The sequence below is a fragment of the Mycetocola spongiae genome (assembly GCF_020424085.1).
Lineage (GTDB): Bacteria > Actinomycetota > Actinomycetes > Actinomycetales > Microbacteriaceae > Mycetocola > Mycetocola spongiae.
In genome coordinates, this window is the sequence record NZ_CP080203.1 from 2,201,691 (window position 1) to 2,213,968 (window position 12,278).

Annotated in this window: 16 protein-coding genes; 11 read left to right on the top strand and 5 right to left on the bottom strand. The window is 64.5% G+C overall.

The genetic code is table 11. The annotated features are described in order from the left end of the window. The first annotated feature begins 30 nt into the window (after nt 1-30). From KXZ72_RS10005 to KXZ72_RS10020, 4 genes are read left to right on the top strand one after another with little or no spacing between them, the layout of a single operon-like run. A complete protein-coding gene (locus tag KXZ72_RS10005) occupies nt 31-1,065 on the top strand; it encodes a metal ABC transporter solute-binding protein, Zn/Mn family (protein ID WP_226080741.1) in 1,035 nt (344 codons plus the stop codon). 11 nt (nt 1,066-1,076) lie between these two features. Continuing rightward, complete coding sequence (locus tag KXZ72_RS10010) at nt 1,077-1,937, top strand: metal ABC transporter ATP-binding protein (RefSeq protein WP_226083501.1); 861 nt, start codon at nt 1,077-1,079, stop codon at nt 1,935-1,937. Nucleotides 1,938-1,993: 56 nt separating this feature from the next. Then, nucleotides 1,994-2,848: a metal ABC transporter permease gene (locus tag KXZ72_RS10015; protein ID WP_226083502.1), complete on the top strand. Its 855-nt coding sequence runs from the start codon at nt 1,994-1,996 to the stop codon at nt 2,846-2,848. A gap of 24 nt (nt 2,849-2,872) precedes the next feature. Beyond that, on the top strand, nt 2,873-3,286 hold the full coding sequence (locus tag KXZ72_RS10020) for a Fur family transcriptional regulator (protein ID WP_226080743.1): 414 nt from the start codon (nt 2,873-2,875) through the stop codon (nt 3,284-3,286). Here the strand turns inward: KXZ72_RS10020 and KXZ72_RS10025 are convergent. Then, nucleotides 3,283-3,804, bottom strand: coding sequence for a TetR/AcrR family transcriptional regulator (locus KXZ72_RS10025; protein WP_226080745.1), 522 nt, complete (start codon nt 3,802-3,804; stop codon nt 3,283-3,285). The genes KXZ72_RS10020 and KXZ72_RS10025 overlap by 4 nt on opposite strands. 271 nt (nt 3,805-4,075) lie before the next feature. On the opposite strand from KXZ72_RS10025, the gene KXZ72_RS10030 reads away from it, so the two are divergent. The 6 genes from KXZ72_RS10030 (at nt 4,076) to KXZ72_RS10055 (ending at nt 8,460) form a co-directional block, all read left to right on the top strand. After that, nucleotides 4,076-4,654: a TetR/AcrR family transcriptional regulator gene (locus KXZ72_RS10030; RefSeq protein ID WP_226080749.1), complete on the top strand. Its 579-nt coding sequence runs from the start codon at nt 4,076-4,078 to the stop codon at nt 4,652-4,654. Between the two features lie 229 nt (nt 4,655-4,883). Further along, nucleotides 4,884-5,120 (top strand): 50S ribosomal protein L28, encoded by a 237-nt coding sequence (gene rpmB / locus KXZ72_RS10035; RefSeq protein WP_226080751.1) that lies wholly within the window; start codon nt 4,884-4,886, stop codon nt 5,118-5,120. Between the two features lie 2 nt (nt 5,121-5,122). Beyond that, complete coding sequence (gene rpmG, locus KXZ72_RS10040) at nt 5,123-5,290, top strand: 50S ribosomal protein L33 (protein ID WP_226080753.1); 168 nt, start codon at nt 5,123-5,125, stop codon at nt 5,288-5,290. Between the two features lie 3 nt (nt 5,291-5,293). Continuing rightward, nucleotides 5,294-5,599 carry a 30S ribosomal protein S14 gene (rpsN, locus tag KXZ72_RS10045; RefSeq protein ID WP_226080755.1) on the top strand — a complete coding sequence of 102 codons (306 nt, stop codon included), beginning with the start codon at nt 5,294-5,296 and terminating at the stop codon, nt 5,597-5,599. Between the two features lie 479 nt (nt 5,600-6,078). Continuing rightward, nucleotides 6,079-6,366 (top strand): HU family DNA-binding protein, encoded by a 288-nt coding sequence (locus KXZ72_RS10050; protein WP_226080757.1) that lies wholly within the window; start codon nt 6,079-6,081, stop codon nt 6,364-6,366. A 120-nt stretch (nt 6,367-6,486) separates the two neighbouring features. Further along, a complete protein-coding gene (locus KXZ72_RS10055; RefSeq protein ID WP_226080759.1) occupies nt 6,487-8,460 on the top strand; it encodes a cytochrome c oxidase assembly protein in 1,974 nt (657 codons plus the stop codon). A 39-nt stretch (nt 8,461-8,499) separates the two neighbouring features. Here the strand turns inward: KXZ72_RS10055 and KXZ72_RS10060 are convergent, their stop codons facing one another. Genes KXZ72_RS10060 through KXZ72_RS10070 form a run of 3 tightly spaced genes read right to left on the bottom strand, consistent with a single transcriptional unit; the run spans nt 8,500 to nt 10,075 of the window. Beyond that, on the bottom strand, nt 8,500-8,661 hold the full coding sequence (locus tag KXZ72_RS10060) for a hypothetical protein (protein ID WP_226080760.1): 162 nt from the start codon (nt 8,659-8,661) through the stop codon (nt 8,500-8,502). Nucleotides 8,662-8,687: 26 nt separating this feature from the next. Next, the gene (locus KXZ72_RS10065; RefSeq protein WP_226080761.1) at nt 8,688-9,737 is read right to left on the bottom strand and encodes a hypothetical protein; all 1,050 of its coding nucleotides are present in this window, start codon (nt 9,735-9,737) and stop codon (nt 8,688-8,690) included. After that, on the bottom strand, nt 9,734-10,075 hold the full coding sequence (locus KXZ72_RS10070; protein ID WP_226080762.1) for a PadR family transcriptional regulator: 342 nt from the start codon (nt 10,073-10,075) through the stop codon (nt 9,734-9,736). Before KXZ72_RS10070 ends, KXZ72_RS10065 begins: the two co-directional genes overlap by 4 nt. Before the next feature lie 121 nt (nt 10,076-10,196). Between KXZ72_RS10070 and KXZ72_RS10075 the strand changes: the two genes are divergently transcribed. Further along, the gene (locus KXZ72_RS10075; protein ID WP_226080763.1) at nt 10,197-11,540 is read left to right on the top strand and encodes an ATP-dependent DNA helicase; all 1,344 of its coding nucleotides are present in this window, start codon (nt 10,197-10,199) and stop codon (nt 11,538-11,540) included. A gap of 42 nt (nt 11,541-11,582) precedes the next feature. Here the strand turns inward: KXZ72_RS10075 and KXZ72_RS10080 are convergent, their stop codons facing one another. Continuing rightward, nucleotides 11,583-12,236 carry a biliverdin-producing heme oxygenase gene (locus tag KXZ72_RS10080; protein WP_226080764.1) on the bottom strand — a complete coding sequence of 218 codons (654 nt, stop codon included), beginning with the start codon at nt 12,234-12,236 and terminating at the stop codon, nt 11,583-11,585. Nucleotides 12,237-12,278: the final 42 nt, after the last annotated feature.

Below are 12,278 nucleotides of genomic sequence, written 5' to 3' on the forward strand. Positions count from 1 at the left end.
ATGGTTATCATTACTGTTAGTGTGGGGGTTATGAAAAAATCCCTTCGATTTTCCCTGCTGGCCGTCCCGGCCCTGGCCCTGGTCTTGAGCGGTTGCTCGACCACCGCCGCGCCCGGAGCCTCGGGTTCCCCCGCCGCCGATACCGTGTCCATCGTGGCGTCCACCAATGTTTATGGATCGATTGCCGAGGCCGTCGCCGGCGGGCACGGCCAGGTGACCAGCCTGGTGACCTCCGCCGCGCAGGACCCGCATAGCTATGAGGCCAACGCGCAGGACACCCTGGCTATTTCCAAGGCCGACCTCGTGATCAAAAACGGCGGTGGCTACGATAGCTTCATCGACTCCCTGCTCAGCGCCGCCAAGGGCGAGGCGCCCGTGGTGCTGAACGCCTCCGAGGCCTCCGGCCTGATGCCGGGCCACGAGGCACACGATCACTCCGCCGAGGATTCCCATGAGCACTCCTCCGAGGAGCCCGCCACCGAGGACGCGCATGATCACGCCGCCGAGGAGGAGGGTCACGAGGGCCACGATCATATCGAGGGCTTTAATGAGCACGTCTGGTACAGCCTCGAGGGTATGAAGGCCGTCTCCCATGACCTCGCGCATGAGCTGGGCGATCTGCGCCCCGAGTTCGCCGCGGACTTCCACAAAAACTACGAGGACTTTAACGCCAAGATCGACGCGCTCCTGGCCGAGGCCGACGCGCTGCACGCCCAGACCGCGGGCAAAAACGCCGCGATCACCGAGCCTGTGCCGCTGTATCTGCTGGAGGCCGTGGGCCTTAAGAACGTAACCCCCGAGGCCTTCAGCGAGGCCATCGAGGAGGGCACCGACGTATCCCCCGCCACGATGGCCGAAACGCTGTCGATCATGGGCGACGGCTCGCTTGCCCTGCTCGCCTACAATGAACAGACGAGTGGTTCCGAGACCGAGAAGGTTCGTTCCGCCGCCGAAACCGAGGGTGTCCCGATCGTGAACTTCACCGAGACCCTCCCCGAGAATAAGGATTATGTGAGCTGGATGCAGGAGAACCTCGACAACATCTCAAAGGCACTCGGCAAGTGAGCGACGCACCGATGGCCGCGCCCGTGAACCCTCACGCGCACGCTACCAGCGGGCCGCCGGTGCTGAGTCTGCGCGATGCCGAACTCGGTTTTGGCGATCGCACCCTGTGGTCGGGACTCTCCCTCGATGTTTGCGAGGGGGAGTTTCTGGCCGTGCTGGGGCCCAATGGTTCGGGCAAGTCCAGCCTGCTGAAGACCATCCTGGGCCAGCAGTCCCTGGATCACGGCAGCATGAGCTTTGACGGCCATCCCGTGCACCGCGGGGATCGCCGCATCGGCTATATCCCGCAGCAAAAAATGATTCCCGCGGGCACCCCGATGCGCGCCCGCGACCTGGTCTCCCTCGGCGTGAACGGCCATCGTTTTGGCCTGCCGATCACGCGCCGGGCCGAGCGTGAGCGCGTGGACGAGCTGCTGGAGGCCGTGGGCGCCACCGAGTTTGCCGACGCGCCCGTGGGCACCCTCTCCGGCGGGGAGCAGCAGCGCCTGCGCGTGGGCCAGGCCCTCGCCGGTGACCCGCACCTGCTCCTCTGCGATGAGCCGCTGCTGAGCCTGGACCTGAACCATCAGCGCGAGGTCTCCGAGCTGATAAACGGCCGCCGCCTCTCGCACGGCACCCCCGTGGTTTTTGTCACCCACGATGTGAACCCCGTGCTGGGCATGGTGGATCGCATCCTCTATTTGGCGGGGGGACGCTTCCGCGAGGGCACCCCGGACGAGGTGCTGCGCACCGATGTCCTGAGCGAGCTTTATGGCACCCCGGTGGAGGTTTTCCGTTCCCGCGGCCGCGTAGTGGTCATGGGTATCCCGGACTCCCACGAACATCCCCACCCGCATCCCGCGGCCACTCCCGGAGCGGATATACACGCATGAACTCCCTGATCACCGGGGCGCACTTGCGCCTCGCGAGCGATGACCTATGGTCGCGCATGTTTGGTTTTGAAAATTATGGCGAGCTGCTGGGCCTGGTCCAGAACTCGCTGATCGCGGGCGCCGTGCTGGGCATCGTGGGCGGCCTGATCGGCGTGTTTGTGATGCAGCGCGATATGGCCTTCGCGGTGCACGGGATCAGCGAGCTCTCCTTCGCGGGGGCCTCCGCGGCGCTGCTGTTTGGGGCCAATGTTGTTGTGGGCTCGCTTATGGGCTCCCTGATAGCCGCAATCCTGATCGGGGTCCTGGGGGCCCGGGCGCGGGACCGCAACTCGATCATCGGCGTGCTGATGCCCTTTGGGCTGGGCCTGGGCATCCTGTTCCTGGCGCTCTATCCCGGGCGTAGCGCCAATAAATTTGGGCTCCTCACCGGCCAGATCATCTCGGTGGACGACCCGCAGCTGGTATGGCTGATCGGCATCAGCGCACTGGTACTGGTGCTGCTGCTGATTATGTGGCGCCCGCTGAGCTTCGATAGCCTCGATGCCGATGTGGCCGCCGCCCGCGGCGTTCCCACCCGGTTTATCGCGCTGGCCTTTATGGTCCTGCTGGGGCTGATCGTGGCCGTTTCCGTGCAGATCATCGGCGCCCTGCTGGTTATGGCGCTGCTCGTGACCCCCGCCGCCGCGGCGATGCGGGTGTCCTCCTCGCCCCTCTGGGTTCCGCTCCTGAGCATGTTATTTGGCTTTATTGCAGCCGTGGGCGGTATCCTGCTGGCACTGGGTGGATCGCTTCCGATCAGCCCGTACATCACCACGATCTCGTTTGCGATCTACCTGGGCTGTTGGGCCTGGGGGGCCAGGCGGTCGCGGGCCCGCACCTTCCGAACGAGGGTGCCGGCGTCCGCACACTGATCGTCACCGACCAAAGGCAGTGACATGGCTATTCGGCGTAATACCTGGCAGCGCGAGGCAGTTCGTGAGGCGCTTGAGCACACGGAGGGCTTTATTAGCGCCCAGGCTCTGCACACCACGCTGCACCAAACCGGGTCCCCCATCGGCCTGGCCACGGTCTATCGCGCCCTCGCCGATCTGAGCTCCGAGGGTGAGGCCGACTCCCTGCAATCGCCCGAGGGTGAATCGCTCTATCGCTCGTGTGAGTCCACCGAGCACCACCACCACCTGATCTGTCGCAATTGTGGCCTCACGGCCGAGATCGAGGCGGCCGAGGTGGAGGTCTGGGCGAAGCGGGTTGCCACCGAACACGGGTTCACCGAGGCGCGCCATGTGGTCGATATTTTTGGCCTATGCGCCTCCTGCAGTGCCGAAAGCGCCTCCGCCGCGAAGGCCTAGGCCGAAAACGCCCGTACCCGTGGCGTATCCAATTGACCCATCAAAAGGTCGAGCGCAAGCTCAAAAGACTCGAGGGTTCGGTCGAGATCGTTATGCATCAGATACCCAAACTGGGTGCCAAAAAGCGTGTCCGTCATGAGCCGCGAGGTGGCCGGCACCCGGGAGGCCTCCAGGCCCTGTCGGGTGAGCCAGAGCTCGAATAATTCGGTCCATACCCGGTGCGACTCGGTGATGCGCTGACCGATGTCCGGATCGATGCGTTCCAGTGCCCCCGCCTCGAACTGTAACCGGATACCCGCGGCATGCCGTGGCTCGAGCGAAACCCGGAAAGACTCGCGCATCCACGCGGCCATTGTTGCGCGATCGAAGCTTGCGATATCGTGTCCTTGGAGCGCCTGGCGGCGCATCTGAACGGACTCGTCAAGGATTGCGTCGATGAGCTGTTGGCGGGATCCGAAGTGGTAAACCAGGACATAGGTGCTCACCCCGAGTGCCGACGCGAGGCTGCGGAAAGTCATCTGGGCAAGCGAAGCTGTGGCCACGTGTTGCAGAATCTGGCCCATTAGTTCGGGCTTACGATTGGGATTAGGCGGACGGCCCATGGTCACTCTCCTTCCGTTATCAATAACGGAGAGAATAACAGTTATTTTCTGGAGAAGGCTGCATGCGGAAGTCAACTCCCAGCCAGTTTCCAGAACATCTGTTCTTAGAATGTTAGTCGGTGGTACCGGTTGCCACGGGGCGGCGCAGTTTTAGCCGCCGACAGTAAAGAAGGATCAAGGGGGGAATATGGCAAGATCGGGAAATCCGGAGCGCAAGGGCGAGCTGCTGGATCAGATCATGGAGTATCTGGTGGGCGTACCGCTCGCACAGGCGTCGTTCCGGGCGCTTGCCGACGCGCTAGGGGTTAGCACGTTTGCGCTTGTTTATCATTTTGGAAATCGAGAGCAGCTGGATCGCGAGATCATCGGCGTGGTGCGCGAGCGCCAGGCCTCGGCCCTCGCGAATTTTGACCCGGAGGGGCTGGACCCCGAGTCGTATATCGCCGTGGTCACCCAGATGTGGGACGACAGCGTCTCCCGCCGGGGGCTGCTCACGAGTCGGCTGTCCTTCGAGGCCGGCGTCACCGAGACCCTGCGCGAGCCCGAGGGTGGGGTCCTGCTTGAGGTCCACCACAACTGGCTTAACGGCGCGGAGGCCTGGCTGCGGGCCCACGGCGTAGACGCCGACCGCGCGCGGGTCGAGGCGGCGCTGTATATCGACACCCTCTCGGGTATTCGCTATCGGCTGCATCTCGACGGCGATCTTGCCCTCGGGCGCGAGCTCTTTACCCTCGCGGTCACCCGCTTCGCGGCTCTCGGGTCCTAGCGCACGCCGGCCGTTGCCCCGCCCCGCCGTTCCGGGGCGGGGCATCGCCGTCTGTGCCGCCCCTCGGTTTGCTCGCGGGCCGATCCTCGCCTAGAATAGAACCTTGGCTGGACGGACTCCCCCGTTCGGATCGCACAGCACCCCAAATTTTTGATAAATCTGGGTCAATCTGTGCCGACAAGAGATCTTGGGCGAAACTCATGTTTCGCGGTATTCAAGGAGAATCACTATGGCTTCAGTGTGCCAGGTGACCGGCGCCGTACCCGGCTTCGGACACAACATTTCACACTCGCACCGACGCACCAAGCGTCGCTTCGACCCCAACGTACAGAAGAAGACGTACTTCGTGCCGTCGCTTCGTCGTAAGGTCACTCTTACCCTCAGCGCCAAGGGAATCAAGGTAATTGATGCCCGCGGTATCGAGTCGGTAGTCAAGGACATTCTGGCTCGTGGAGGGAAGATTTAATCATGGCTAAGCACCAGGACGTACGTCCGATCATCAAGCTCCGTTCCACCGCGGGCACCGGTTACACCTACGTAACCCGCAAGAACCGTCGGAATAACCCCGACCGTCTTGTCCTCAAGAAGTACGACCCCGTAGTGCGCAAGCACGTTGAATTCCGAGAGGAGCGCTAAACCATGGCTAAGAAGAGCATGATCGCTAAGAACAACCAGCGCAAGGTCATCGTTGAGCGTTACGCCGAAAAGCGTCTCGAACTCAAGAAGGCCCTGGTTAGCCCCACGTCGACCGATGAGCAGCGCGAAGCCGCTCGCCTCGGCCTGCAGAAGCTGCCCCGCAACGCCTCGCCGGTGCGCGTGCGCAACCGCGACGCCGTAGACGGACGCCCCCGCGGTATCCTCACCAAGTTCGGTGTTTCCCGTGTTCGCTTCCGCGACATGGCACATAAGGGCGAGCTGCCCGGTATCACCAAGTCGAGCTGGTAACGGTTTAACTACTCCAAGGGGCGTCCACTTCGGTGGGCGCCCCTTTGTGTTGCCGCCGCACCCGAAACGCACAACACGCCGGGAAAAGCGCGATTTTCCGGGCGTTTACACGGGAAATCGCCTCCGTGGCCGCTTGATGCCCCGATCCCGGCCCCCAAATCCCCCTCCGCGCGGCCAGAATTTGCGCCGCGGCGGCGCACTATCGGCGGCAAAAACCCCGAAAACACGCGGATTTTTGCCCGTCCGGGCGCGGGGTGGCGCGGAGCCCCCGAGCGGCACGATGGCGGCTCGGAAAATTTACGCGGCGGGGGAAATATTGCCGCGACACGCGGGCAAATAATGCCGTTTTATGTCGAATATCCGCGAAATCATGCGGATCTCTGGTACATTCAAGGCGGTCCGGTGGACCAGCTACGAACTCAGGCGAGCTCGTGGAAAGTACCAGTTACAGACTGCAAGAAAGTCCGAGGAGGACACTCATGGCTGATAAGACTCTTAACAAGACCGAGCTCGTTGCGAAGATCGCTTCCGAGTCCGGCCAGAGCCAGGCTGCCGTCGGCGGCGTGCTCGACGCTCTGTTCAACGTTCTGGCCGAGTCGGTTGCCAGCGACGTCAAGGTAACCATTCCCGGCTGGCTCGCAGTGGAGCGCACCGCACGTGCCGCTCGCACCGGTCGTAACCCGCAGACCGGCGCCGAGATCCAGATCCCGGCCGGTCACTCGGTAAAGGTTTCCGCCGGTTCGAAGCTCAAGGCTGCCGCCAAGTAGTCTTCGCACCAGCACACTCAAGAGGGATGCCCGCTTCGGCGGTCATCCCTTTTGTGTCTCCGGGGTGTGGGTCGCCGCCGCCGGTGCCCCGGGACTGCCGCACTCGCGTAGTCTAGGGAGGTGTCACGTCTAACCCGCATCATCGGTCCCGCAGCCCTCCTGTTGCTTGCGTTGCTGTCCGCACTTATCGCCCTCGCCATCGGTGGGGGTGCGCAGCCGCAGGTTCTCTCCGATCCGGGAGTTGTGGTTCTGCTGGGCCTGCCGCTTGCCAAGCTGCTCGTAAATATCTCCGCGGCCGGGGCCATCGGCTCCCTCACGCTTGCGCTCTTTGTGCTGAGCCCCAAGCGGCGCGAGTTTGCCCTCGCGGTGGATATCGCCTCCGCCTCGGCCGCCGTCCTCACCGTGGCCTCCGCGGCCACCGGGCTGTTTACGTTCCTCAACGTGACCCAGACCCCGTTTGAACTCACCGATGCGTTTGGCTCCAAGATCGGGGCCTTCTTCACCACGATCGAGGTGGGGCAGGCGTGGATGTACACCACGCTGATCGCGGCCGCCGTGACGGTGCTGTGCTTTGCCGTGCGCGGCCAGACCGCCCTGTTCTTTGTCACGGTCCTCGCGGCCCTCTCGCTGCTGCCCATGGCGCAGCAGGGGCACGCGGCGGGTGCCGCGAGCCACGGCCAGGCCGTGACCTCGCTGGGCCTGCACATTCTTTTTGCCGCCGTCTGGCTGGGCGGCCTCGTGGCCCTCGTGATCCTGCGCCCGCAGCTGGAGGCTGGACGCCTGGTCACGGTGCTGCGGCGCTATTCCACGATCGCGCTGATCGCGTTTATCGTGGTGGCGATCTCCGGTTATGCCAGCGCCGCGCTGCGCCTGGGTTCCCTCGCCGAGTTGGCCACGCCCTATGGTGTGCTGGTTCTCGCCAAGGTGGCCGTGCTGCTGGCCCTGGGCGTATTTGGGGCCTATTACCGCCTCGCCATGATCGGCCGGCTCGCGAAGAAGGGCGCCAATTCCACGTTCTGGTGGATCGTCGTGGCCGAGCTGGGGTTCATGGGTATCGCCTCGGGTGTGGCCGCGGCCCTCGCGCGCACCGCGACCCCGGTGGTCGAGGATATCTCGCCCACCCGCACCCCCGCCGAGATCCTCACGGGGGACCCGCTCCCGCCGCCGCTGAGCCCGGACCGACTGTTCACGATGTGGGAGATCGATCTGATCTGGCTCCTGCTGTGCGCGTTTGGAATCTTCTTCTATCTGATGGGTGTGTACCGCCTGCGCAAGCGCGGCGATAAGTGGCCCGTGCTGCGCACCGTGGCCTGGGTGACCGGGCTGCTGCTGCTGTTCTGGATCACCAACGGCGGGATCAACGTCTACCAGCGCTATCTGTTTAGTACCCACATGCTGGGCCATATGGCACTCACGATGGCCGTGCCCGTGCTGCTGGTGCCCGGGGCTCCGGTGACCCTCGCGATGCGCGCGATCGCGCGCCGCACCGATGGCTCGCGCGGGGGCCGGGAGTGGATCCTGACCGCCGTTCACTCGAAGTTTGCCGGGATCATCACCAACCCGATCGTGACCGCGGTGCTCTTTGTGGGATCGCTCTGGGCGTTCTACTATACGGATCTGCTGCGCTGGAGCATGGTGGACCATATCGGTCACGAGTGGATGGTGATCCACTTTGTGATCACCGGCTACCTCTTTGTGCAGACGATCATCGGGATCGACCCGGTCCCGCGCCGCCTGGACTATCCGATGCGGCTGATCCTGCTGATCAGCACGATGGCCTTCCACGCCTTTTTTGGCCTCGCGATCATGAGCAATACCGGCCTCTTTGTGGCCGACTGGTTTGGCGCGATGGGCCGCACCTGGGGCGATACCCCGATGGTGGACCAGGGCGTGGGTGGCGGCATCACCTGGAGCGTGGGGGAGATACCCACGCTCGCCCTGGCGGTGGCCGTCATGGTGCAGTGGAGCCGCGATGACGTGAAGCGGCAAAAGCGCGAGGATCGGCGCGAGGAGCGCACGGGCAATTCCGAGCTCAACGCCTATAACGAGCGCCTGGCAAAGATTGCCGCGCGTGATAGCGAGGCTGGGGCCTAAACCCACGCGGCCCGGGGCGGATGCCCCGGGCCGTTTTCTTTAGTGGTCGCCCGGCGCGAGTGGCCGGGTGGGGGAGGCCGCGCTGGCATCCAGCCACGGGGCGATATCGATTCCCACCGAATAGGTGCGCGGATTGGCCTGCGGTGTGGGCGGTGCCGGACGGGGCGGGTGGACGCGGAAAGACTCCTGATCGGTGGGCACGGGTTACTCCTTAGCTGGGATGCGGATTAGGGTGTGGGCTGTTCGGGGTTCTCGGGCGCGGTCTCCCCCGGGCTCGGCTCCGTGGGGGCCTCGCCCTCGGGCGCCACCGGCGCGAGCGTGCAGCCCGGCAGCGGGGCCACCGTGGTGCGGGGCAGGGGCGCGGGATAGGAGGAGGTGTTATTTCCGGGGCTTGTGGTGGCCCCCTCCTCGCCCGCGGCGCGCAGCGGATAGACGTTATAGAGCATCGTGTCGCCACCCGGGACGCCGGGGCGCAGCGTGAGCGATTCCCCGTCCTCGGTGGAGGTATAGATCAGGCGATCCGAGGCGGATTCGGAGCCTCCCAGGCTCAGCGGCTCGCCATAACCGTCAAAGAGCTGCACATGCTCCAGCGGGGTGCCATTGCAGTCATAGGCGAAGATATTCGCGACATCCTGCCCGTCCAGCCGCAGCCCGGCGTTATCGATATAGTCGATGCTTGGGCCGCCGATGGAGCCATAGGTGAGGCGGTTCATCGTGGTGGCCGCGACCGGGAGGAAAGCCAGGATGGCCACGATGCTGGCCAGGACGCGGACGACCCGGAGCCAGCCCCAGGGCAGCCAGCGATCGCGTCCCCACTGCACACTCAGCAGGATAAAGCCCGCGATCAGCACCCAGAGAAGAGCATTATTCTCCACGCGCAGGTTGAGCACCAGCAGCACCAGGAAGGCGATCAGCGATCCGCGCAGCACCCACCACACGGGGCGCAGGGAGATAAAGAAGTCGAGGAGCCGAGCCCCCGTGGGGCTCTCGCGAATCCGCGCCGGGAGCGTGTTAAAGCTCGCACGCAGATCCGTGACCATGACACGCAGGGCCCCGGGCGCGGCCACCCGGTCGGGCAGGCCCGCGGCGGCGCGCAGCTCGGCAACATAGGCGGCGGGATCGCCCAGCTCGCCGGTATCGGCGAGGCGCTCACTCAGGTCGGCCTCGAGGCCATCGGTGAGTTCGGTGATCTCCTCCTCGCCGAGGTCGCCCAGGCGGAAGCGGACATCCGAGGCGAAGGCCCGCACGCGGGCATCGAGGCTGATGGGCTGAGTCATGATTCTTCTCCGTTTGCGGGCGTGGCATTAATGAGGGCGCCGAGGGTATGCGCAAAGGCATTCCAGCTAATGGTCTGCTGGGCGAGCATGTCCCGGCCCTGGGGGTTGATCCCGTAGTACTTGCGGTGGGGGCCACCCTCGGAGGGCACCACATAGGTGGAGAGCGCCCCGGAGGCGTAGAGGCGGCGGAGTGTGCCGTAGACGGAGGCGTCGCCGACGTCCTCGAGGCCGGCGGCGCGCAGGCGGCGCACGATGTCATAGCCATAGCCGTCCTCCTCGCGAATCACCGCGAGGACTGCGACGTCAAGCACCCCCTTGAGGAGCTGCGTGGTATCCATAGATTCTCCCTTCAACACATCGCACACTACTACGGATTGCGTAATAGTGAAACCGGGAACGTCATTTTGGGTTGCGGCGGGGTATCCTGAGGGTTGTCGATTTAGAACGAAGGTTTCCCCGGTGTCCCTCCCCTCACGCCCCGATCTCAGTGCCGAACAGAAGGCCGTGTTCGAGCTGATCGAGGGTACCCGGGATAATATTTTTGTCACCGGCCGGGCCGGCACCGGCAAGTCCACGCTGCTGAATCACCTGTCCTGGAATACCGAAAAGCAGATCGTGATCGCGGCACCCACGGGCGTGGCCGCGCTGAACGTGGGTGGCCAGACCATCCACTCGCTGTTTCGCCTGCCGATCGGGCTCATCGCCGATTCCGAGATCGAACAAAACGACCAGACAAAAAAGCTCCTGAATACCATCGATACGCTCGTGATCGACGAGATCTCGATGGTGAATGCCGACCTCATGGACGCAATGGACCGCAGCCTGCGCCAGGCGCGGGCGCGTAAATCCGAGCCCTTTGGCGGCGTGCAGGTGGTGCTTTTTGGCGACCCCTATCAGCTCGCCCCCGTGCCCGGGCACGGCGAGGAACGCGACTATATCAACGATACGTATCGCTCGTTCTGGTTCTTTGATGCCCGCGTCTGGCAGGAGACCCCGCTGCGCGTGATCGAGCTCGTGCAGATCCACCGCCAGGCCGATAGCGAGTTCCGGCGCATGCTCACGGCCGTGCGCCACGGCACCGTGGACGCCGAGATCGGCGGCAAGCTAAACGCCGCGGGGGAGCGGCCCATCCCGGATGATGGCAGCATCATCACGCTCGCCTCGCGTAATGACGCGGTGACCCGGATCAACGCGGCCGAACTCAAAAAGCTCCCCGGGAAGCTGCTCACCGCGCGGGCCGAGGTAAACGGCGATTTTGGCAAGGCCGCACATCCGGCGGATGAAAAGCTGGAGCTGAAGGTGGGTGCCCAGGTGATGTTCCTGCGCAATGACACCGCGGGCCCCGACGGCCAGCGCTGGGTAAACGGCACCATCGGCACCGTGACCCGCATCGACGCCAATGTCTATGTGGAGGTGGACGGCGAGGTGCACGAGGTGGAGCCCGCGGTCTGGGAGAAATATAAATACAGCTATTCGGCCGCCACCAAGCAGCTTAAGCGCGAGATCGTGGCCGAGTTTACGCAGTTCCCGCTGCGCCTGGCCTGGGCCGTGACCATCCATAAATCCCAGGGCAAAACCTATGACCGGGCCATCGTGGACCTCGGGGCGCGGGCCTTCAGCCCGGGCCAAACCTATGTGGCACTGAGCCGGCTCACGAGTATCGACGGCCTCTATCTGAGCCGCCCCCTGCGCCCGAGCGATGTGATCGTGGATGCCGATGTGGCGCGCTTCATGAGCGGCCGGGAGAGCGTGAACCCGGAGCCGGCGGCGGGGGCGCGCCCCACGCCGCGCGCCGAAAACTAAAACGGCCCCGGATCGCTCCGGGGCCGTCCTGAGGGTGCCGGGCTAGGCCGCGGCGGCCGCCTTGGCGGTGCCGAGGTCCACAAAAAGCTCGGTGTTGTACTTATAGGCCAGGACTACCTCGGCGATAACGCGCTCGCGCTCCTCCTCGGTCCAGTCCACGCCGTCAAGCAGCTCGCGATAGGCATCCTTAAACGCGGCGATATCCTCGATCTTGGGGAAGGCGTAGAACTCCACGCCCGCATCGGTGAGCTCAAACTGACGCTTCATCAGGCGAGCGATCATCTGGCCGCCCGAGAGGTCGCCGAGATAGCGGGTGTAGTGGTGGGCGATGAAGCCGCCGGCCCAGCTCGGGCCCACCTCGTTGATGCGGGCAACATACTCAACCGTGGTGGGCAGCGGCGCGATCTGCTCGCGCCAGTTCTCGCCGATCAGGTGCTCGAGGTCGGCGCGCAGGGCGTCCAGGCGCAGCAGCGAGTCAAAAACAAAGGGGCCGGCAACGGCATCGCCGCGCTGGGCCTCACCCGCGGCCTCGAGGGCCTCGTAGATGAAATAGTGCTGTGCCGATAGCGCAACATAGTCCTCGCGCGTGCCGCGGCCGCGCATGAGGTCGGTCATAAAATCGGCGCCCTCGCTCGAGGAGTGGTCCATGCGGGTGCGCTCGCGGACGAGGGTGGAGAACGGCGTCTCGGTGGTCATAATGTCTCCGGATCGGAAGGAATTGCGGGAAATTGGGGGAGG

What these genes read in the sequence shown, in the direction of transcription:
- KXZ72_RS10005 (WP_226080741.1), top strand. Translation starts at nt 31, where the DNA reads ATGAAAAAATCCCTTCGATTTTCCCTGCTGGCCGTCCCGGCCCTGGCC.
- KXZ72_RS10010 (WP_226083501.1), top strand. Translation starts at nt 1,077, where the DNA reads ATGGCCGCGCCCGTGAACCCTCACGCGCACGCTACCAGCGGGCCGCCG.
- KXZ72_RS10015 (WP_226083502.1), top strand. Translation starts at nt 1,994, where the DNA reads ATGTTTGGTTTTGAAAATTATGGCGAGCTGCTGGGCCTGGTCCAGAAC.
- KXZ72_RS10020 (WP_226080743.1), top strand. Translation starts at nt 2,873, where the DNA reads ATGGCTATTCGGCGTAATACCTGGCAGCGCGAGGCAGTTCGTGAGGCG.
- KXZ72_RS10025 (WP_226080745.1), bottom strand. Translation starts at nt 3,804, where the DNA reads ATGACTTTCCGCAGCCTCGCGTCGGCACTCGGGGTGAGCACCTATGTC.
- KXZ72_RS10030 (WP_226080749.1), top strand. Translation starts at nt 4,076, where the DNA reads ATGGCAAGATCGGGAAATCCGGAGCGCAAGGGCGAGCTGCTGGATCAG.
- rpmB (WP_226080751.1), top strand. Translation starts at nt 4,884, where the DNA reads ATGGCTTCAGTGTGCCAGGTGACCGGCGCCGTACCCGGCTTCGGACAC.
- rpmG (WP_226080753.1), top strand. Translation starts at nt 5,123, where the DNA reads ATGGCTAAGCACCAGGACGTACGTCCGATCATCAAGCTCCGTTCCACC.
- rpsN (WP_226080755.1), top strand. Translation starts at nt 5,294, where the DNA reads ATGGCTAAGAAGAGCATGATCGCTAAGAACAACCAGCGCAAGGTCATC.
- KXZ72_RS10050 (WP_226080757.1), top strand. Translation starts at nt 6,079, where the DNA reads ATGGCTGATAAGACTCTTAACAAGACCGAGCTCGTTGCGAAGATCGCT.
- KXZ72_RS10065 (WP_226080761.1), bottom strand. Translation starts at nt 9,737, where the DNA reads ATGACTCAGCCCATCAGCCTCGATGCCCGCGTGCGGGCCTTCGCCTCG.
- KXZ72_RS10070 (WP_226080762.1), bottom strand. Translation starts at nt 10,075, where the DNA reads ATGGATACCACGCAGCTCCTCAAGGGGGTGCTTGACGTCGCAGTCCTC.
- KXZ72_RS10080 (WP_226080764.1), bottom strand. Translation starts at nt 12,236, where the DNA reads ATGACCACCGAGACGCCGTTCTCCACCCTCGTCCGCGAGCGCACCCGC.